Annotated in this window: 19 protein-coding genes; 15 read left to right on the top strand and 4 right to left on the bottom strand. The window is 71.5% G+C overall.

What is annotated here, in order from left to right; all coding sequences use genetic code 11:
* Window positions 1-74 precede the first annotated feature (74 nt).
* Window positions 75-1,166 carry a hypothetical protein gene (locus EVJ50_RS04790; protein WP_150882593.1) on the bottom strand — a complete coding sequence of 364 codons (1,092 nt, stop codon included), beginning with the start codon at window positions 1,164-1,166 and terminating at the stop codon, window positions 75-77.
* Window positions 1,167-2,132, bottom strand: coding sequence for a TIGR04168 family protein (locus EVJ50_RS04785; protein ID WP_370455600.1), 966 nt, complete (start codon window positions 2,130-2,132; stop codon window positions 1,167-1,169).
* A 14-nt stretch (window positions 2,133-2,146) separates the two neighbouring features.
* Here EVJ50_RS04785 and nadA point away from each other — a divergent pair, with 14 nt between their 5' ends.
* The 7 genes from nadA to EVJ50_RS04750 all read left to right on the top strand — a co-directional run bounded on the left by nadA (window position 2,147) and on the right by EVJ50_RS04750 (window position 11,471).
* Window positions 2,147-3,109, top strand: a complete 963-nt coding sequence (gene nadA / locus EVJ50_RS04780; protein ID WP_150884866.1) for a quinolinate synthase NadA — start codon at window positions 2,147-2,149, stop codon at window positions 3,107-3,109.
* Window positions 3,110-3,139: 30 nt separating this feature from the next.
* Entirely contained in the window at window positions 3,140-4,129 is a 990-nt protein-coding gene (locus EVJ50_RS04775; RefSeq protein WP_150884865.1) for a ligase-associated DNA damage response exonuclease, read from the top strand.
* Between the two features lie 33 nt (window positions 4,130-4,162).
* Window positions 4,163-5,884, top strand: coding sequence for an ATP-dependent DNA ligase (locus EVJ50_RS04770; RefSeq protein ID WP_150882592.1), 1,722 nt, complete (start codon window positions 4,163-4,165; stop codon window positions 5,882-5,884).
* Window positions 5,885-5,910: 26 nt separating this feature from the next.
* Window positions 5,911-8,394, top strand: a complete 2,484-nt coding sequence (locus tag EVJ50_RS04765) for a ligase-associated DNA damage response DEXH box helicase (protein WP_150884864.1) — start codon at window positions 5,911-5,913, stop codon at window positions 8,392-8,394.
* A gap of 52 nt (window positions 8,395-8,446) precedes the next feature.
* Window positions 8,447-9,070, top strand: coding sequence for a glutathione S-transferase family protein (locus EVJ50_RS04760; protein ID WP_150882591.1), 624 nt, complete (start codon window positions 8,447-8,449; stop codon window positions 9,068-9,070).
* A complete protein-coding gene (pdeM, locus tag EVJ50_RS04755; RefSeq protein ID WP_225323087.1) occupies window positions 9,067-9,765 on the top strand; it encodes a ligase-associated DNA damage response endonuclease PdeM in 699 nt (232 codons plus the stop codon). The genes EVJ50_RS04760 and pdeM overlap by 4 nt, the downstream gene beginning before the upstream one ends.
* A gap of 227 nt (window positions 9,766-9,992) precedes the next feature.
* Window positions 9,993-11,471: a hypothetical protein gene (locus tag EVJ50_RS04750; RefSeq protein ID WP_225323157.1), complete on the top strand. Its 1,479-nt coding sequence runs from the start codon at window positions 9,993-9,995 to the stop codon at window positions 11,469-11,471.
* On the opposite strand, the gene EVJ50_RS04745 is transcribed toward EVJ50_RS04750, so the two are convergent.
* Window positions 11,425-11,895, bottom strand: coding sequence for a CBS domain-containing protein (locus EVJ50_RS04745; protein ID WP_150882590.1), 471 nt, complete (start codon window positions 11,893-11,895; stop codon window positions 11,425-11,427). The two genes, EVJ50_RS04750 and EVJ50_RS04745, sit on opposite strands and share 47 nt — an antisense overlap.
* Before the next feature lie 49 nt (window positions 11,896-11,944).
* Here EVJ50_RS04745 and EVJ50_RS04740 point away from each other — a divergent pair, with 49 nt between their 5' ends.
* Entirely contained in the window at window positions 11,945-12,475 is a 531-nt protein-coding gene (locus tag EVJ50_RS04740; RefSeq protein WP_150882589.1) for a CDP-alcohol phosphatidyltransferase family protein, read from the top strand.
* Here EVJ50_RS04740 and EVJ50_RS04735 read toward each other — a convergent pair.
* Entirely contained in the window at window positions 12,468-13,391 is a 924-nt protein-coding gene (locus EVJ50_RS04735) for an NAD-dependent epimerase/dehydratase family protein (protein WP_150882588.1), read from the bottom strand. The genes EVJ50_RS04740 and EVJ50_RS04735 overlap by 8 nt on opposite strands.
* 93 nt (window positions 13,392-13,484) lie before the next feature.
* Between EVJ50_RS04735 and hisA the strand changes: the two genes are divergently transcribed.
* From hisA to ruvX, 7 genes are all read left to right on the top strand, one after another.
* Window positions 13,485-14,255 (top strand): 1-(5-phosphoribosyl)-5-[(5-phosphoribosylamino)methylideneamino]imidazole-4-carboxamide isomerase, encoded by a 771-nt coding sequence (gene hisA / locus EVJ50_RS04730; RefSeq protein WP_150882587.1) that lies wholly within the window; start codon window positions 13,485-13,487, stop codon window positions 14,253-14,255.
* A gap of 117 nt (window positions 14,256-14,372) precedes the next feature.
* On the top strand, window positions 14,373-14,771 hold the full coding sequence (locus EVJ50_RS04725) for a Fur family transcriptional regulator (RefSeq protein ID WP_150884862.1): 399 nt from the start codon (window positions 14,373-14,375) through the stop codon (window positions 14,769-14,771).
* 27 nt (window positions 14,772-14,798) lie between these two features.
* A complete protein-coding gene (locus EVJ50_RS04720; RefSeq protein ID WP_225323086.1) occupies window positions 14,799-16,478 on the top strand; it encodes a DUF3685 domain-containing protein in 1,680 nt (559 codons plus the stop codon).
* A gap of 32 nt (window positions 16,479-16,510) precedes the next feature.
* Complete coding sequence (locus EVJ50_RS04715; RefSeq protein WP_150882586.1) at window positions 16,511-17,098, top strand: thylakoid membrane photosystem I accumulation factor; 588 nt, start codon at window positions 16,511-16,513, stop codon at window positions 17,096-17,098.
* A gap of 58 nt (window positions 17,099-17,156) precedes the next feature.
* A complete protein-coding gene (locus EVJ50_RS04710; protein WP_150882585.1) occupies window positions 17,157-18,332 on the top strand; it encodes a F420-0:Gamma-glutamyl ligase in 1,176 nt (391 codons plus the stop codon).
* Window positions 18,333-18,431: 99 nt separating this feature from the next.
* Window positions 18,432-19,493, top strand: a complete 1,062-nt coding sequence (locus EVJ50_RS04705) for a hypothetical protein (RefSeq protein WP_150882584.1) — start codon at window positions 18,432-18,434, stop codon at window positions 19,491-19,493.
* A gap of 3 nt (window positions 19,494-19,496) precedes the next feature.
* Complete coding sequence (gene ruvX / locus EVJ50_RS04700) at window positions 19,497-19,976, top strand: Holliday junction resolvase RuvX (protein WP_150882583.1); 480 nt, start codon at window positions 19,497-19,499, stop codon at window positions 19,974-19,976.
* Window positions 19,977-19,979: the final 3 nt, after the last annotated feature.

Here is a 19,979-nt window from a genome sequence, read left to right as displayed (position 1 = left end):
CTCATGCCGTCAAGCCCAGTGGCGCGGCATGGCGCACTGGCACAGCCTTCGGGGCGAACTGTCACAAATCGGCATCATGGCCGTTCGGCGCAGCGCGCCAGGGCGGCGGCGGCCGCCAGAGCCCCATCCGCAGCCAGCGGCGCGGCGGATGGGGCCAGCAGTGGCTCATTCAGACGCCAGGAACCGCTGCGCAGCTCGTCGGGCTCCAGTTCCCGGTGCCAGGCATGGCGGCGCAGTCCTTTCTCCAGGGCGGCCACCTCGGCGAAGCGTCGCCGCTTCACCACCACCAGTCCAACCCCGCAGGCCATCGCCTCGCAGAAACTGCTGTAGCCGGGTTTGGTGATCAGGCGGCCCGCCAGCGGCATCACGTCCAGGGGCCTGAGATCCGCGGGCAGCCTGCACACATGGGCCGGATCGGCGTGGCCTCCGCCGCTGGCAGCAGGCCCGCCCGCCACCAGAAAACGATGCTCCGGCCAGCTGCGGAACAGGTCTCCCTCCAGGGGCAGGCCGATGCCGCCGAAGGCCACGATCACCAGCCGGTTCCGCTCCGGGGCCTCACTCCAGCCCAGCCGGGCCAGCACCTCGGCGGCCGGGCGGCGCGGCTGCGGCACCGTGAGTCCCACCGGCAGCTCCGGCACCTGCCACGGCATGGACAGGGAGAAGGGGCAGCGCACCAGCAGCTGCCCCTGGCGGTAGCGCTCCCGGCAGGCGGATGCGGCGCCGGCCAGAGCGGGCCCCATGTCGGCGTAGATCTCGTCCCAGCCGAAGTTGGCCACCCACGCCAGCGGTGCCCCCAGGCCCCGTGCCAGATCGGCGGCGGCGGGGGCCACATCTCCCACCACCAGGACCGGCTCGTTCTGCTGCTGCAGCCAGAGCTGCTCCTCTGCGAGCTGGCTGGGCAGGTGCTCTCCCAGATCCTGTATCGCTGACAGGGTGGCGCCGGGGTCGCTGTCGAGGGCGTCGGCCTGGATCACGCCCACATCCCAGCGGCAGCGGCGGCGTTCATGGGGAAGGCCGGCCAGCACCAGATCCAGAAAGGCGTCCGGCAGGTCGGTGGAGACCACCAGGCGCCAGTGGGGCCGCAACCCATGCAGGGCAGCGAGGATCGCCGCCTCCCGTGCTCCATGACCGAAGCCGTGAGCGCTGATGCAGACGTAGACCAGCATTCAGAGGTGGCGCGATCCGGTCGCCGGGGAGGCGGTCGTGCGGGCCCGGGGGGCGTCCGGCGGGCGGTTGAGCAGCGATTCCCGGTAGAGGAGGCGGCCGCTCCGGTCGTACCAGCGATGGGAGAGCTCGCTCAGGGCGCCGGACTCGAACCGCGCCCAGGAGAAGTGGTGCAGGCTGTTGCCGGCCGGGTCGCGCTGATGCCGGGGAACGCAGGCCGCGTTGATGTAGGCCGTGCCGGATCGGTCGACGTGCAGGCTGCGGCGGGTGCCGCCGCCGCGCCTGAGGCGATGGTGCATGTGCCCGAACACCACCAGATCCACCGGCCGCTGCCGGCGGATCGTGTGAATGGCGATGGAGAGGTCCTGATCGCCCCAGTCCCGGGCCGGCCGCTGCCAGTCGCGGCCGCAGGGATCGGCCGCTTCACTCCCCAGGCCACTGGGGCCGCAGTGGGCCAGCAGCACCAGGGGCTGGTCGAGCGGTGCCTCCAGCGCTGCGGCGATGATCCGGTCGGCGGAGCTCTGGCAGCTCATCGGCCCGTACACCGCCTCCACCGCCGGAGACACCCGGAATCCCCCGCCGGCTGAGCCGGCCCGCGCGCCCACCACGGCGAGGGCCGGCTCACTCCAGCCGCGGCTGCGCCAGGCGCAGTGCCGCTCCCCGAGCAGCGCGATCTGCCGTTCCAGGCGACCACCGCTGCGGTCCCAGCCGGTGTCGTGATTGCCCAGAACACAGGCCACCGGCAGGGTCAGGTCCGCCAGTTCGCGGGCATAGCGGCAGTCACCGTCGCTCAGATCGCCCACCACCAGCAGGGCATCGGCTGCGGCGGACTCCAGCACCAGGGCGTCGTGACGGTCCCACTGACCGTGCAGATCTCCGGCGATGGCGATGTTCAGGCTGACCAGCGCCGTCTGCCTAGGCTCTGCACATCCTGCACCATTCGGCCGCCTTGAGCGCTCGGCCCACACGATCCGTCGACGCCATCGCCCCGGCGGTCGCCCCCAGTCCCGTCCCGCCGCCCGCCGCCGAGCTCACCGCCGCGATCAACGCTCTTCGGCGCGAACGCAACGCGGTGATCCTGGCTCACTACTACCAGGAGCCGGAGATCCAGGACATCGCCGATGTGATCGGCGATTCTCTGGAGCTCGCCCGCCGTGCGGCCAGCACCGACGCGGAGGTGATCGTCTTCTGCGGCGTTCACTTCATGGCGGAGACCGCCAAGATCCTCAATCCCGACCGGATCGTGCTGCTGCCGGATGCCGATGCCGGCTGCTCCCTGGCGGATGACTGCCCCGCCGACGACTTCGCCGCCTTCCGCGCCCGCCACCCCGATCATCAGGTGGTGAGCTACATCAACTGCACGGCGGCGGTGAAGGCCCAGAGCGACCTGATCTGCACCAGCAGCAACGCTGTGGATCTGGTCCGCCAGCTGCCGGAGGATCGCCCGATCCTGTTCGCCCCGGACCGCAACCTGGGCCGCTGGGTCGAGCGGCAGAGCGGCCGATCCCTCACGCTCTGGCCCGGCCGCTGCGTGGTGCACGAGACCTTCAGCGAGGAGGCGCTGCTGCGGCTGATGGCCCGTCACCCCGATGCGGAGGTGATCGCCCATCCCGAGTGCGTCGAGCCGCTGCTGGACCACGCCGATTTCATCGGATCCACCAGCCGCCTTCTCAGCCATGCCGAGACGAGCCCGGCCAGCTGCTTCATCGTGCTGACCGAGCCCGGCATCCTGCATCAGATGGAACGGCGCCTGCCCCAGAAGTCCTTCCTGCCGGTGCCCGGCACCGACGGCTGCAGCTGCAATGCCTGCCCCTACATGCGCCTGAACACGCTCGAGAAGCTCTGGAGCTGCCTGGCCACACTCGAGCCCAGGATCGAACTCGATGAAACCATCCGTCAGCAGGCGCTGCGGCCGATCGAACGCATGCTCGCCATGAGCCGCTGAGTCCAGGCGGAGCGTGAGCGGTCCATGGCCCTGATCGAACGGACCCCTGAGGGCCTCTATTGCCCCGCGGCCCGGGCCTGGCTGGATCCCTGGCGTCCGGTGCCCAGAGCCCTGATCACTCATGCCCATTCCGATCACGCCAGGCCGGGTTGCGGCCACTACTGGGCCGAGGCCAGCGGTGAGGGCGTGCTCCGGCAGCGGCTGGGGCGCGACATCCGGCTGACCCCCGTGGCCTACGGCGAACCCTTCCGGCTGCATCAGGCCTGGGTGTCGTTTCATCCGGCCGGACATGTGCTGGGTTCCGCCCAGATCCGTCTGGAGGCCGATGGGGAGGTCTGGGTGCTGAGCGGCGACTACAAGCGCGATCCCGATCCCAGCTGCCAACCGTTCGAGGTGGTGTCCTGTGATGTGCTCATCAGCGAGGCCACCTTCGCGCTGCCGATCTACCGCTGGCGCAGCGGGCGGGAGCTGGCGGAGGAGATCGTCTCCTGGTGGCAGGGTGATCGATCACGCGCCTCGATTCTCTTCTGCTACGCCTTCGGCAAGGCCCAGCGCCTGCTGGCGGAGCTGAGGGCGCTGGGGCTGGAGGAGGAGGTGCTGCTGCATGGCGCCCCGGAGGCCATCTGCCGCAGCTATCGCGAGGCCGAGGTGCCCATGCTCCCCACCCGACCCGTGAGCGCCCTGCCGAGAGCCGAGTCGCTGGCGGGGCGCCTGGTGCTGGCCCCGCCCTCCGCCCACCGCTCGCCCTGGATGAAACGCTTCCGTTCGCCTCAGACCGCCTTCGCCTCCGGCTGGATGGCCGTGCGGGGTGCCCGGCGGCGGCGCGGTTATGAACGGGGCTTCGTCCTCAGCGACCATGCCGACTGGAACGGTCTGCTGCGCACGGTGAAGGAGTCGGGGGCGCAGCGGGTGTTCCTGACCCATGGCCAGAGCGATGTGCTGGCCCGCTACCTGCGGGAGCAGGAGGGCATTCGGGCCGAGCCGCTGGCCACCCTGTTCGAGGGAGACGCCGAGGCATGAGCAGCGTGGCGAGCCCGGCGTGGTGAGAGGGCGATGAGATCCTTCCGGACCCTGTTCGACGCGCTCGATGGCGTGACGGGCACCCGAGCCAAGGTGGAGGCGCTGGCTGCACATCTGGCGACCACCCCGGCCGCGGACGCCGCTTGGGCGGTGGCCCTGCTGCTGGGCCGACGCCGCCGGCGCCTGATCACCGGCCGGCGTCTGCGGGAGGTGCTGCGGGAGCGATCGGGGCTGCCGGCATGGCTCATCGACGACTGCCATGCCCATGTGGGCGATTCCGCCGAAACGATCGCCCTGCTCTGGCCGCAGGTGAGCGTCCCCCCGGGGCCGGAGCCTGGCGGGCGGGTGGCCGCCCTGCCGGATTGGCTCGTCTCCCCGGAGCCGGACGCCCTCGCCCGCCGGCCTCTGCACTGGTGGATGGAGGTGGCGCTGCCGCAGTTGGCCGCCCTCGAGGGAGAGGAGCAGGCCGATGCGCTGGTGGCCCTCTGGACGGCTCTGCCCCGGGGCGATCACTTTCTGATCAACAAGTTGCTCAGCGGTGGATTCCGGGTGGGGGTCTCCTCCGGGCTGGTGGCCCGGGCCATCGCCCGGGCCTTCTCCCTGGAGGAGACGCTCGTGCTGCAGCGACTGATGGGGGGCTTCGATCCCTCCGCCGGCCGCTTTGCGGCGCTGGTGGCCCCGGCCGGAGCCGGAGAGGAGGCCACCGGCGGCCGGCCGTACCCGTTCTTTCTGGCGAGTCCCCTCGATCCGGCTGCCCTGACGGACACGCCGCCGCAGCACTGGTGGCTCGAGTGGAAGTGGGATGGCATCCGGGGTCAGCTGGTGCGCCGGTCCGGGGCCATCTGCCTGTGGAGCCGCGGCGAGGAGTTGATCAACGAGGCCTTCCCGGAACTGGAGGCGATGGCGGAGGCCTTGCCGGCGGGCACCGTGCTCGACGGGGAGGTGATGGTCTGGGCCGCCGGCGAGGAGCGCCCCCGGGGCTTCGCCAGCCTGCAGCGCCGTCTGGGGCGCAAGCGGGTCGATGCCGCACTGCAGCGCGAGCTGCCCGCCTGCTTCGTCGCCTACGACCTGCTCGAGCAGGGCGGTGAGGACCGGCGCCAGCAGCCGCTGCAGCAGCGCCGGGAGGCGCTGAACGCCGTGGTGGAGGCCATCAGCCGGAACGAGCGCGATCGCTGCCTTCGCCGGTTGCGGCTGAGTCCCGGCTGGCCGCTGGAGGCCTGGGACCAGCTCGACACGCTCCGGGAGGCCGCGCGCGACCTCGGCGCGGAGGGGCTGATGCTGAAGCGGATCGATTCGCCCTATCTGGCCGGCCGCCGCCGCGGCCACTGGTGGAAGCACAAGCTCGAGCCGATGACCCTGGATGCGGTGCTGCTCTATGCACAGGCCGGCAGCGGCCGCCGCGCCAACCTCTTCACCGACTACACCTTCGCCCTGTGGGACCGGCCCGGGCACGAATCCGGAGATCGGCGCCTGGTGACCTTCGCCAAGGCCTACTCCGGTCTGGATCAGGCCGAGATCGAGCAGCTGGACCGCTGGATCCGCCGCCACACGATCGATCGCTTCGGTCCCGCCCGCTCGGTGAGTCCGGAGCTGGTCTTCGAGCTGGGCTTCGAGGGCATCCATCCCTCCAGCCGGCACAAGTGCGGTCTGGCCGTCCGCTTCCCCCGCATCCTGCGCTGGCGGCACGAGAAGCCGGCTGAGGAGGCCGATTGCCTCCAGGCCGCGCAGGCGCTGATGGGAACCTCCCACCCATGACGCAACCCGCTCCCGGAACCCTCCCGATGCGCGCCGACGCGGAGGCCGGCGCCGCGGATCCCAGGCTGGGCCCGATCGAGGCCTGGTTCGCCACCCGGGGATGGACGCCGATGCCGTTCCAGCGCCGCGCCTGGCAGGCGGAGCTGGCGGGCCGCGAGGGTCTGATTCAGGTGCCCACCGGCTCGGGCAAGACCTACGCCGCCGTGATGGGCCCGATCGCCAGCATGCTCGCGGACGACCCGGCCCGTCCCGGCCTGCGGCTGGTCTACCTCACTCCGCTGCGGGCCCTCAGCCGCGACCTGGCCCTGGCGATCCGGGAACCGATCGAGGCCATGGGCTGGCCGCTCCGCGTGGCCATCCGCAACGGCGACACGAGCAGCAGCCAGCGCAGCCGTCAGCTGAGCAGCCCGCCCCACATCCTCATCACCACGCCGGAGTCCCTCTCTCTGCTGCTGGCCAACCCCCGCGCCGAGCAGCTCTTCGCCGGTCTGGAGTCGGTGATCCTCGACGAATGGCATGAGCTGCTCGGCAGCAAACGCGGCATCCAGTGCGAGCTCTGCCTCAGCTGGCTCAGGCAGCAGCGTCCGCAACTGCGCACCTGGGCCATCAGCGCCACGATCGGCAACCTGGAGGAGGCGGCCCGGCACGCCCTGGGTCTGGGCTCGGAGCCCGTGTTGATCGGCGGCGCACCGGAGCGCGCCACCGAGATCCGCAGCCTGCTGCCGGAGAGCATCGACGGCTTTCCCTGGGCCGGTCATCTCGGGCTGCGCATGTACGAGGAGCTGGTGGGGGCGCTGCGGCCCGATGTGAGCACCCTGCTGTTCACCAACACCCGCAATCAATCGGAACGCTGGCAGCAGTGCCTGCGCTTCGCCTGCCCCGAGATGGAGGATCAGCTGGCGCTGCACCACAGCGCCATCGATCGCGGCGAGAGGGAGGCGATCGAGGCCGGAGTCAAGAACGGCTCGATCCGATGGGTGGTGTGCACCAGCTCCCTGGATCTGGGGGTCGATTTCCAGCCTGTTCAGCAGGTGGTGCAGATCGGCAGCCCCAAGAACCTGGCCCGCCTGCTGCAGCGGGCCGGCCGCTCGGCCCACACCCCCGGCGGAACCTCCCAGGTGCTGTTCATGCCCACCAACGCCCTGGAGCTGCTGGAGGTCAGTGCCGTGCGCCGCGGCCTGGCCGAGGGTCTGGTGGAGGAGCGCCGTCCGCCGCAGGCGCCTCTGGATGTGCTGCTGCAGCACCTCACCAGCCTGGCCTGCGGACCCGGGTTCGAGCCCGGTCCCGCCCTGGCGGCGGTGCGTCGCTCCTGGAGCTACCGCCATCTCAGCGATGCGGAGTGGGTCTGGGCCCTGGAGTTTCTCGAGAGTGGCGGCGCCTGCCTGGCGGCCTATCCCCGCTACCGGAAGCTGGAGCGCCAGCGCGATGGGGGCGGCGCTGAACGGCTGCGGGTCCGGGAGCAGGCCATCGCGCGCCTGCACCGCCTCAACATCGGCACGATCACCGCGGCCCCGGCGATCACCGTGCGTTTCGTGCGGGGGTCGGTGCTCGGCCATGTGGAGGAGACCTTCATCGGTCAGCTCAAACCCGGCGACGTCTTCTTCTTCGCCGGCCGGCAGCTGGAGTTCGTGCGGCTGCGCGACATGACGGCCCATGTGAAGAGCAGCACCCGACGCACCCGCACCGTGCCGGCCTGGGCCGGCGGTCAGATGGCGCTCTCATCCCTGCTGACCGAGCACCTGCGGCGTGAGGTGGACCGGGCCGCCCGCGGCGAGCTGGACACGCCGGAGCTGCAGGCCCTGGCGCCGCTGCTGGAGCGGCAGCAGGACCTCTCCCGTCTGCCGCGGCTCGGCGAGCTGCTGATCGAGACCTGCCGCACGCGGGAAGGGGTGCATCTCTACGCCTATCCGTTCGAGGGGCGCTTCGTGCACGAGGGACTCGGGTTCCTCTGGTCCGCCCGGCTGACGCGCCTGGAGCGGGGCACTCTCACCGTCTCGGTGAACGATTACGGCTTCGAGCTGCTCGCGCCCCGCGGCTACCCGATGGCCGAGCTGGTGGAGAGCGCCCTTGAGGACCTGCTGGATCCCGGCTCACTCGAATCCGATCTGGAGCAGGCCCTCAACCTCTCGGAACTCTGCCGGCGGCGCTTCCGGGCCATCGCCCAGATCGCCGGCCTGATCCAGAGCGGCTACCCGGGCCAGAACCGCAGTGCCGGTCAGCTCCAGATCAGCTCTGCCCTGCTGTTCGATGTGTTCCAGCGCCATGAACCCGGCAACCGGCTGCTGGCTCAGGCCAGGCGGGAGGTGCTGGAGGAGCAGCTGGAACTGCCCCGCCTGCGGGAGGCCCTCGGCCGCCTCGGCCGCTGCACGGTGAGGCACGAGCGCACGCCCCGGCCCGGCCCCCTGGCGTTCCCGCTGCTGGTGGAGCGGCTCAACAACCGCATGAGCAACGAGAGCGTTCTGGAGCGGGTGCAGCGCCTGATGGCCGAAGCCCAGCGGGCCGAGGCCTGAGGGAGCGGCTCCCTAGCCTCGCTGGCCTCCCATGCCCCACCCGGCAGCGCCCATGCCGAGCTCCTCCGAAGACCGTTCCGGCCCCGCTCCCAGCGGCCTCACGCTGCACGGGGCTCCCCGTTCACGGGCCTCGATGCCCCGCTGGTATCTGGAGGAGCGGGCCATCCCCTACCACTGGCATGAGCTGGATCTGAAGGCCGGCGAGCACAGGCAGCCGCCCTTCCTCGCGATCAATCCCTTCGCCAAGGTGCCCGCCCTCACCGACCACGGCTTCAGGGGGCCGGATGGCGGCCCCCTGCACCTGTTCGAGAACGGAGCGATCCTGCTGCATCTGGCCGAGAACCACGGCGGCGATTTCGCCGATCCGGTCGAGCGCAGCCTGGCAATCCAGTGGGTGCTCTTCGCCAACTCCACCCTCTCGATCGCCCTGTTCGTGCCCAGCAACCAGGAGCGGGAGTTCCCCGCCCTGATGACACGGCTCGATGCCCTGCTGGAGCCGGATCGCCCGCTCGTGGGCGATCGCTGGGGCGTGGCCGACTGCTCCGTGCTGTCGCACCTGGCCTATCTGCCGCTCTTCTTCCCGGACCTCGATCTCTCCCCCTACCCCTCGGTTCAGGCCTGCATCGCCGCCACCCGGGCGCGTCCCGCCCATCAGCGGGTCATGGGCGCCCGGTGAGCGCCCTGCCCCCGGGGATTGAGGGCCTCCGCTGGGACTGGCAGGGCCACGATCTGATGCTGCTGGGCGACCGGGCGCTCTGGGATCCCGCGCAGCGACTCCTGCTGGTGGCCGATCTTCACCTCGGCAAGGCCGAGACCTTCCAGGCCCACGGCATTCCCCTCCCCAGTGATGGCGATCGCACCACCCTGAACGCGCTGATCGCCCTCAGCCATGCACTGCAGCCCTCGGAGCTCATCGTGCTCGGCGATCTGTTCCACAGCCGTCTGGGCCTGACCCCGGAGCTCCGCCAGACCCTGGCGGCTCTGCCCGAGCTGCTCGGCTGCCCCCTCTGCTGGATCGAGGGCAACCACGACCGCCGCATCCATCTCGAAGGGCTGCGCTCGCAGCCGTCCCACGGGCGGGGACCCCTCTGGCTGAGCCATGAACCGCAGCCCCCGCAGCAGCGGCCCCCGCAGGCGGCCGCCGGGCTGGGGGTGTGCGGTCACCTGCATCCGGTGGTGCGACTGGGTGATCGCACCGACCGTCTGCGCCTGCCCTGCTTCGCCTTCGCCGAGGAGCTGGCAACACTGATCCTGCCGTCCTTCGGGGCCTTGACGGGCGGCCATCCCGCTCGCGACCGTTGGCGCACCTGGGTGGTGGCCGACGGCAGCGTGCTGCCCTGGCGCCCCCGCACTCCCTCAGGCCGCCGGTGACCTCAACCCTCCCGCGTCGCCGCAGGCGAACGGCCCCGCCACGGCCCTCGCCGTCGTCGCGAGCTCAGGCGTCGCCCCGCCCCGGCCGCGCCCGTGGTCAGGCCCGCCCCGCTGCGGCGTCAGCCCGCCGCCGCCGTGTGCGGCGCCCGTCCGCCCGTCGCAGGAGCGGCGGACTGGGACGGATCTGGGTCGTGCTCGCCCTCCCGCCCCTGGTCCTCGGCGGTCTGATGGCGCTGGCGCCCCCGCTCCCCAGGGCCGATGAGGCCGCGGCTCCGGCCAGTGTCCGCCCGGTGGCAGCTGTGGCGTCTGCCCTCCGCTATGCCCCCGACGACGAGGTCTATGCCCTGGACCTGGATCCGCGACGGGTTGCGGTGTCGCTCTTCGAGGGCTGGGACCGGGAGCCGGAGGCCTTTGCCGACACGGGCGCGCTGGCCTTCGTCTCCGGGCCGATGTACGAGAACCACATCCGCCCCGGCGGCGAGGAGTTCACTGTCCCCCTGGGCGATCTGAAGCTCGGCTCCCGCATCGTGCGCGGCCTCAACCGCAGCGCCGCCCGCCAGCGGGCCTACATCGCCATCCGGCCGGATGGGGCCCTGGTGTTCTCCTACGGCGAACTCACCCCGGAGCGGGCGAACCGCTACGACACCTTCATCGGCGGCCTCCACAGCCTCTACAACGATCTGGAGGCTCCGCCCGACACCTATCGCGGCGCCTACAGCGCCGGCATGGGCCAGCGGATCCGCTACCACCTGCCCCGCATCCGCATGGTGATGGGCCTGCGCGAGGACGGCCGGCTGGAGGTGCTGATGAGCCGCGAGGGCCTCACGCTCGATCAGACCCGTTCCCTGGCCAGACGACGGGGCTTCCTGGCGGCCTACATGCCCGACCACGCCTCCAAGAGCCGGCTGATCGTGCCCGGCCGCAAGGCCTTCACCGAGGCCGATGCCAACTGGATCAGCGGCGGCGCCACCAGCTTCGCCCACGTGCCCTATCTGCTCCGCCTGGAGGAGCGGCCCCGCCCGCTGCAGGGAACCCTGCTGGCGGCCCTGCGCCCACGCCTGCCCCGCCCCGCCACCTGCGGATCACCCGGCGACTGCCTGAGTGCCCTCGGTGTGGGCCTGCTGGACCGGAGCCTCGCCGGCCTGAACCGTGTGATGGAGCGCGGTGTGGAGCCGATCGCCCGGCGTCTGAACGCAACGGATGCGGTGCCCGCAGCGGCGGTGTCGGCGGCCCCGCCGCGGCCGGAACCGAGCGGCGCCGTCGCACCGCTGCCGCCTCCGCTCGAGGTCGCTGCCCGGTTCACCGATGCTGCTGCCGACACGTTGGCCCCATCAGCGCTGGCTCCATCGGAGCTGGAACCGGATCGGGCTCCGATGGTCACCGGGCCGCCCGCAGCGGCGGATGCGCCCGGCCCCGCCGGGCGCATCCAGAAGCCCGAGGCTCAGGCCGAAGCACCGCCTGCCCCCGAGATCTCCTTCCCCGATCCGGCCACCGGCTTTCTGCCGGCTGCCCAGGCCTCCGGTCCACCCGACGCGCCGCCGCGGCCGATTCCGGCACCCGTGCTGCACCCCGATGCCCCGCCCCCACCGGTGCTGCCGCCGCCGCCACTGCCCGCTGCGGCGGTTGAGGTCGACGGGGCCGGGGAGGCCGCCGAACCGGTCAGTCGGCTGCCTTCGCCAGCGCCCGCACCACATCCCCTCGGGTGATCACACCGATCGGTCGACGCTCGCCATCCACCACGAACAGCCTCTGGGTGCCGCTCTCATGCAGCAGCCGCGCCGCCTGGGGCAGGCCCAGATCCGGACTGCAGGAGTGGGGATGCTGGCCCATCAGGTCGCTCACGTGGGTCCCCAGCACCTGATGCACCTGCTTGTCCCAGGCCAGGGGATTGCGGAGGTAGATGACGCTGTCGAGCAGCATCACGTAGGGCCCGGCGTCGAAGCCGCTCTCGCGGATCATCAGGTCCTGTTCGCTCACCTCTCCCACCAGGCGCCCGTCGCCATCCACCACCGGCAGGCCGCTGATGTGGTGCTCGCTGATCAGACGCACGGCGTCCTGCAGGGCGGATTCGGGGGTCACACTCATCACCGGAGCGCTCATCACATCGGCGACCCGTTGCTCGACGGCCATGACCTCAGGACGGTTGGCGCCATTCTGAGCGTCAGCCGTGCCCCAGCCGATGCGAGCGCTCGCGGATGGCCTCACGCTCGCCCGGGCTCTGGCCGCCCTGCCCCTCCTGCTCTGCCTGACTCAGGGCCGCTGGGCGCTCGCCTGGTGGCTGCTGTTGCTGGGGGCGGCCACCGATGCCCTCGACGGCTGGCTGGCCCGCCGGGCCGGTGGCGGCACGGCCTGGGGAGCCCGCCTCGATCCCCTGGCCGACAAGCTTCTCGTCAGCGCACCGCTGCTCTGGCTGCTGCAGGCCCAGCGGCTGCCGGTGCTGCTCGTCTGGCTGCTGCTCAGCCGTGAACTGCTGGTCTCTGCCTGGAGGAGCACCTCCGCGACGGGTGCCCCGGCCGCCCTGGCGGGCAAGGTCAAGACCGCTCTTCAGCTGATCGCCCTGCTGCTGCTGCTCTGGCCGCCCGCGTGGGGACCGGCGGCTCTGGTGGCGCTGCTGCAGGCCGCCGGCTGGTGGCTGCTCTGGCCCATGCTCGCCCTCAGCCTGCTGTCGGCGTGGCAGTACCTCAGGCCCCCGGCGGCCCCCCTCAACTGAAGGCGAACAGGGCGTCGTCGCCGCTGAAGTCGGGAGCGGCCCCCTGCCTCAGGCTGTAATCCCGCTGGTGGCTGTCGCGCAGGCTGGCCGCCACGTCGTAGCGGGGAGACCAGGCCAGCTCGCTGCAGAGACGCTGCACATCGGTGAAGAAGTGGCTCATGCGCAGCGGGAAGGCCTTGCGCGCCTTCAGGTCCAGATCGCCGGGATCGAAGTGGCGCCGCTCCACCGACGACGGATCCCGCCCGCAGGCCGCCGCTGCGGCGTCGATCAGGGCGTTGAAGGTGATTCCCCTGCGGCCGGAGCAGTTGTAGATGCGGTTGGTGGACGCATCCACCTCCAGGCAGCGGGCCATCGCCTCGGCCAGATCCTCCACATGGCCCAGCTGGGTGATGGTCTCCCCCGTGCCCGGCACGGGCACCGGACGTCCGTGGCTGATGCGATCGAAGAACCAGCCCTCGATCGGGTTGTAGTTGCCGGGCCCGACGATGTAGGTGGGCCGGAAGCTGGTGAAGGGAATCGCCTCGCGCCGCAGCCAGACCTCCGTCTCCGCCTTGCCGGCATGGCGGCTGGCCGGATCGAGCGGGCTGGTCTCATCGAGGGGATGGATGCCGGTGTCGGCGTAGACCCCGGCCGAGCTGACGTAGACCAGCCGGTGGGCGGGCGGGCCCGTGCGGTCGATCACCGCCTCGGTCTCCTCCTGCCGCCGGCCGGAGCTGTCGATCACCACATCGAACCGCCGGCCCCGGAGCTGATCGAGATCGTCCGCCTGGCTCCGGTCTCCCTTCACGTGCTCCACGCCAGCCGGAACGGGCTGGCGGCCGCGGGTGAACACGGTGAGGCTGTGGCCCTGCTCCAGCAGCCTGGGGATCAGGGGAACCCCGATGAAGCGTGTGCCGCCCATGAGCAGGATCTGCATGCCGTTCTCATCGCCGGCGGGCATTCAAGGGCCGGGCCGGGGCTCCTGGCAAAGCGGACGGGGCGGGAGAATCCCGCCAGGCATTCCAGCGCCATGGAGATCATTCCCGCCATCGACCTGCTCGGCGGTCGCTGCGTCCGGTTGCGCCAGGGCGATTACGACCGGGTCACCGCCTTTTCGGATGACCCGGTCAGCCAGGCCCTCAGCTGGCAGCGACAGGGGGCCGGCCGTCTGCACCTGGTGGATCTGGATGCCGCCCGGGATGGGTCCGGCGGCAATGACGATGCGATCGCGGCCGTGGTCAGAGCGATCGGCATTCCGGTGCAGGTGGGCGGCGGCGTGCGCAGCGAGGCCCGGGCCCGGGAGCTGCTTGATCAGGGCGTGGACCGGGTGATCCTGGGCACCGCTGCCCTGGAGCAGCCCGAGATGGTGCTGGATCTGGCGGCCCGTCTTCCCGGTCGTCTGGTGGTGGGCATCGATGCCCGCGATGGCCGTGTGGCCACCCGCGGCTGGATCGAGGACAGCGCGGTGGCCGCGGAGGACCTGGCGACCCGCTTCGAGGGATCCGCCGTGGCGGCGATCGTCAGCACCGACATCGCGACCGACGGCATGCTGCAGGGCCCGAATCTGGAGGCGCTGCGCCGCATGGCCCTGGCCACCACCGTGCCGGTGCTGGCCTCCGGCGGCGTCAGCGATCTCACCGATGTGCTGTCACTCCTGGCTCTGGAACCTCTGGGAGTGAGCGGAGTGATCGTGGGCCGCGCCCTCTACGACGGCCGGCTCGATCTGGCGGAGGCGCTGCAGGCGGCCGGCGAGGGACGCCTGCAGGACCCCCTGCGCCCGTCCGGCGTCCAGCCGACCTAGGTTGAAGCGACTCCGGCTTTCAGGACGGCCGTTTCTCTCTTGACCGCCTCCACCCCCCCCACCGGCAGCCCCCCACGAGACCTGGATCAGGTGTTCGAGCGCTGCCGCGAACTGGGCATGCGCCTGAGCCGACAGCGACGGATGGTGCTTGAACTGCTCTGGCGGGAGCGCAGCCATCTCAGTGCCCGCGACATCTACGAGCATCTCAACGCCAGCGGCCGCAGCATCGGCCACACCTCCGTCTACCAGAACCTCGAGGCGCTGCAGTCGGCCGGGGTGATCGAATGCCTCGATCGGGCCAACGGCAGGCTCTACGGCTACCGCAGTGACCCCCACAGCCATCTCACCTGCCTGGACTCCGGCGGCATCCGCGACCTGGACATCGAGCTGCCCCCCGGCCTGCTGGCCCGGATCGAGGCGGAGACCGGGTACCGGATCGATTCCTACACCCTTCAGCTGAACGGCAGGCCCCTCCCGGGCCATCCCGCCCTGGAGAAGCCCTCTCCACCCCGGTAGCGTCGGGCGGATTTGATCGGGGTCCCGGTGAGCTCTCCAGCCGAACGACGCGATGGAGGCCGATCCGGTTCCCTTCTCATCCTGGTTCAGGCCCCCGGCTGGATGGATCTGGCCCTGCGCCAGCTGCTCACGGAGCGCTTCCCCGGCGCCGTGGTCTGCCGGGAGCCGGATGGCCTGCCGCGCCATCCCGATCTGGTGATCCTCTCGCTGGCCTCGGCCTCGGACAGCGACGGGTTGCGGGAGCAGCTCGAACGCCTGCAGGAGCGCTGGCGACCGGCGCCGCTTCTGCTGCATCTGGATGCGGCCGGGCGCATGGGCCGCGACGGGCTCCTGGCCCTGCCGGTGCAGGGGCTGCTGGTGGCCGCCGAGCCCGAGGCGCTCGTCGAGGCGGCCACAACCCTGCTCGCCGGTGGACGCGACGTCCGGCTGCCGGCGTCAGTCGGAGCCACGTCCCGTTCCACCGCACCCCGTCCACAGGGTTCCCGGCCCGCGTCGACGGGGCTGGCCCGCCGGCTTCTGGATTCGGCGCTGCAGCAGATCGAGACCGATCTCGCGCTGATCTCCCGTCTGCTGGACCCGCCTCCGTCCTCGCGCCTGCTCAGGCTGCTCCTTGAGGGGAGATGCCGCGAACTCCTGATGGCCCGCGACTGGGTTCGCTGGCTCTGGGCTCCGATGGCCATGGCCTGGGGTGCGGACGACCCGGATGCTGCCTCCACCGCCTCAGGTGCGGAGGTCACCGCGTTGGCGATCCGGCTGCCCGGCAGGGATGCGGGGTCGATCTGGCAGAGCCTCAGGCAGCGCCTTGAGGCCGCCAGCCGGGAGGAGCTGATCAACAACACCGGTCAGCTGCTGGCCCTGGAGGGTCTGCATCCCGGGCGGCGGATGGATCTGCTCGAGGCGCTGCTGGAGCAGCTGGATGGGGTGCTCACACGCCTTCGGGCGGATGGATTGCGCGGCGAGGAGCTGGAGCTGCGCTGGCAGGCGCTGCAGGGGGAGGTGCAGGATGCCGCCCTGCGCCGGGTGGCCGGGGCCTACGTGCGCTTGCCGCGCGAGGGAGCCCTGGAGCCCGTGGCACCCCGCCTGCTTCGCCCGGGGCGCCCGGTGCCCGACCTCTCACCCTGGTCTCCCTCGCTGCGCATGCTCGGGCCGCTGGTGCGCTCCGAGCCCCTGCTGGTGGATGGCCAGCTGCTGCCGCCGGACGATCCCAGGGCCCTGCTGCATCTCGAAAGTCTGGTGAGCGACTGGATGCTGCGCACGGCCGAGGGACTCAGTGGTGAGATTCTCGCGGCCTGCGGCGACTGGCCGGAGCTGCGCCGATACCTGCTGGCCCGTGAGCTGCTGGCCACCCGCTCCCTCGAACGCCTGCGCAACCGCCTCAACAACCGGGACCGCTGGTTCGGCTTGATCGAGCGCCCGCTCCAGCTCTACGAGAGCCGCCGCGACCTGCTCTGCCTGCAGGCCGGCGCGATCCAGCCGCTGCGCCTGACGGAGGCTCGCGATCAGGAGCTGCGCCAGCTGCGCGGCCTGCCGCTGCTGGTGACCCTGGCTCTGGAAGCCCGCGATGCGATCGCTCCACAGCTGCGCGCCCTGCTCCGCAGGGTGGGGGATGTGCTGGTGGTGCTCCTCACCCAGGTCATCGGTCGCGGCATCGGCCTGATCGGCCGCGGCATCCTCCAGGGCATGGGGCGGAGCCTCTCGCGCCCCTGACGGCGCCACAATGGCGCCGATCCGTTCGCGCCATGCTCTCCCGACCCGTTTCCAGGCCCGCCCCGTTCCGCCTGATCGGCCTTCTCACCGGCGTCGTCCTCAGCCTGGCCCTGGTGCTGCTGCCGGCGGGACCGGCCCAGGCCGGACGCGACACCGACAGCTACGACGGCAACGTCTTCGCCCTCTACGCCGGCAACGGCTCGCTCGTGCCTCCGGCCAATGATCTGGGGACGGCCCTGGCGGATCACAGGGTCACCCTGCTGGCCTTCTATCTCGACGACAGTGCGGCCAGCAAAGCCTTCGCCCCGGTGCTCTCGGAGCTGCAGCGGCTCTGGGGCCGCTCCGTCGAGCTGATCATCCTGCCGACGGATCCCCTCGGGTCGGCCTCCGCCGCTGATGCGGCCGATCCGGCCCGCTACTGGTCCGGTCTGGTGCCTCAGGTGGTGGTGTTCGACCGGACGGGAACCGTTCTGTTCGATCAGAGCGGCCGGGTGCCGCTCCAGGCCATCAACGCCGCCCTGGCGGAGGCGGTGGGAGATGCGCCCGACGGCGCTCTCCTCGCCCCTAGCACCAGCGCCAGCTTCAACGAGGTCAACAGCGACCTGATCACGGCCCCCTGAGCCGCGGCTCCGCCCCCAGCGGTCCCGTACGCTCCGCCAGCGCCGTCCGTTCCGGTTCATGCCGCTGTTGAAGACCCTGGCCGTGGCCCTGCTGGCCTACCTGGTGCTGCTTCTGTGGCTTGAACTGCGCCACCGGCTCCGGCCCCGCTCACCGCTCACCCTCACCCCCCGCGAGTGGGCGGTCACGGCCCGGGGCGACGATCGCCTCGTGATCGAGGGTCTGCTCGAGCTGCACAACCCGCACCGGCGCATGGAGGTGATGGTGCCGGAGCTCGAGGTGCGGCCGGTGCTGATCGGCCAGCAGGGCACACGCTCGCTGCGCCGCCGGGTGCGCGTGATCGCGGAGCATCCCGACAGCCCGGCCCGTCCCGATGGCTACTGGGTCGCCTACATCATCAAGGCCGGAGCGAGCACCCAGGCCAGGGTGCGGGTGACGCTTCAGGGCACGGACCGGGCGCCGGTCGAGGTGGCCGACACCCTCTGGCTGGAGGTCAACTGGGTGAACTACGGGCCCTTCGGTCGCCTGCCGCGCCGTGACGGCGTGCTCGTTCCGCTCCGGACTCCCGCCCCTCTCGGCGCCGATGAGGCCACCTGGCAGGAGGGAGACGGATTCCGGGTGCTGCCCCTGGGCACCCACCTGCTCGGACCTCTGGATGATCCGCTGGCGGTGCTGCAGCGCTACGCCGCGCCCCTGATCCGTCCCGGCGACATCCTCACGATCGGGGAGACGCCGCTGGCCGTGATGCAGGGTCGCTTCCACCACCCCGCCACGGTGCAGCCCGGCTGGCTGGCCCGTGCCCTCTGCCGCGTCTTCCACCCGACCAGCAGCCTGGCTACCGCCTGCGGCATCCAGAGCCTGATCGATCTGGTCGGCCCGGCTCGTGTGCTCAGCGCCTGGGTCCTGGGAAGCCTGCTGAAGCTGGTGGGCAGCCGGGGCGGCTTCTACCGGCTCGCCGGCGAGCAGGCCCGCCTGATCGATGACATCACCGGCACCACGCCTCCCTACGACCAGACCATCGTTCTGGGTCCCCTCGAGGCGGAGCGCTGCTGTCGCTCCCTGGCCGAGTCCCTCGGGGTGCACGTGGCTGTGGTGGATGTGAACGATCTGGGGCGGGTCAAGGTGCTCGCCTCCGATCCGGGTTGCGATCACCGCCTGCTCGCCGCGGCCCTGCGCCCCAATCCGGCGGGCAACGCCGATCAACGCACACCCCTGGTGCTGGTGCGTCCGGCCTGACGGCCCGCTCGCCCCGACCCATGGGGTCTGGATACAGTGTGGTGGTGTGCAGCGGGTGAGGTCGTGGGCAGTCCGAACAGCCCAGTCCTGCCGGAACCGATGGTGGTCGAGACGCTCGACCCCAGTCATCTCGCTCTGATCGCCGCCCAGCCCTCACCGGCGCTCCAGGAGACGGCCCCCCTGATCCCCCATCTGCGCCGCTGGCTGCTGGGGGCGTCGCTGCGTCCGATCCTCACCGCGCTGCTCCCCTTCGCCACCCATCAGGAGCTGATTCTCACGGCGCGCGAGGGCAACCGGGTTCTCGCTCTCTGCTGCTGTTCGCCGGCCAACCGCCGCCGCAGCTGCTGGCAGCTGGATGATCGACTGGTGCTGGCGGCCTCCGCCACGCTTCCCCGCCGCCAGGTGGAGCGCTCCCTGCTGCAGGAGGCCATGCACCGGGTTCAGGGTGCCGGCAGCTGGATGGCCCGGATCGATGCCGCCGACGGCGATGGACTGTCCCTCCTGCGCGAGCTCGGATACCAGTCCCTCCGGCACAGCTCGCTCTGGAGCCTTCCGGCCGTTGCCCCCCGGTCCACGCGGCCGCCGCTCCCACCGCTGCCGGATGGCCTGGAGCTGATGCCGATCGATCGCTCCCAGCTGAACCTGTTCCGCCAGCTGGAGCAGAGCGCCTGTCCGCCCGCCCTCAGGGAGCTCCTCGACCGGCGTCTGGAGGATCTGCTCGACCAGTGCGGCCGCGGCAGTCGTCTGCTGGTGGATCGTCGCCGGCAGACCGCTCTGGCCGCGCTGCGCCGCATCCCGGATCGCTGGCGTCCCGCGGGTCCGGCCACCCTGGAGCTGCTCTGCCACCGCGCCTGGGACTCCCGGCTCGACCAGGGACTCGCCTGGCTGCTGCAGGTCCGCCCCCGCGGTGCCTCCTCCGCCGTCGTCCGTGTGGATGATCCCTGTGGAGAGCTCCGGAGCTGGCTGACCCGGCACGACTGCGAGCCCGTCGGCGATGAGGTGCTGATGGCCCGCAGTGTCTGGCGCCGGCAGCAGCGGGCCCACGCCGTTCCCGCCACCCGCCGCCTCGAGGTGATGCTCGGCAAGCTCCAGCCCGGCCGCACGCCCCTGCCGACGCCCGCCACACCATTGCCTCCCTCTCCAGGAACGCTGCTGCGCTGAGGGATGGGCGCCCCTTACGAGTCCAGCGGCCGTTCAAGGGCCGCCCTGGCCCTGGACGTGGGGCGTCGGCGCATCGGCCTGGCCGGCTGCGATCCGCTCGGACTGGTGGTCACGCCCCTGCCCTGTCTGCAGCGATCCCGCTTCCCCGATGATCTGGTGATCTTCCGGACCTGGGTGGAGCGCCGCTCACCCCAGCAGCTGGTGGTGGGCCTCCCCCTTGATGCGGCCGGCCGGCCCACGGCCCAGGCGGGCCATTGCCAACGCTACGGAGAGCGGCTCTCGCGCCTTCTGGACCTTCCCGTGTTCTGGGTCAACGAGCACGCCAGCAGCTGGGCGGCCGCGGAAGCCCATGGACTGCATGGGGATCGCAGCGGCCGGCTGGACAGCGCCGCCGCGGCCCTGTTGCTGGAGCAGTGGCTGCGGGAACCACTCAGGACGGCGGCCATCCCCTCCGGACCCGGCCCGGGCTGTGCTGCATCCTGAGGG

The sequence above is a fragment of the Synechococcus sp. RSCCF101 genome, from assembly GCF_008807075.1.
Classification (GTDB): Bacteria; Cyanobacteriota; Cyanobacteriia; order PCC-6307; family Cyanobiaceae; genus RSCCF101.
The sequence above is the reverse complement of the archived record's forward strand: the minus strand, read 5'-3'. Positions and strand labels throughout refer to the sequence as shown.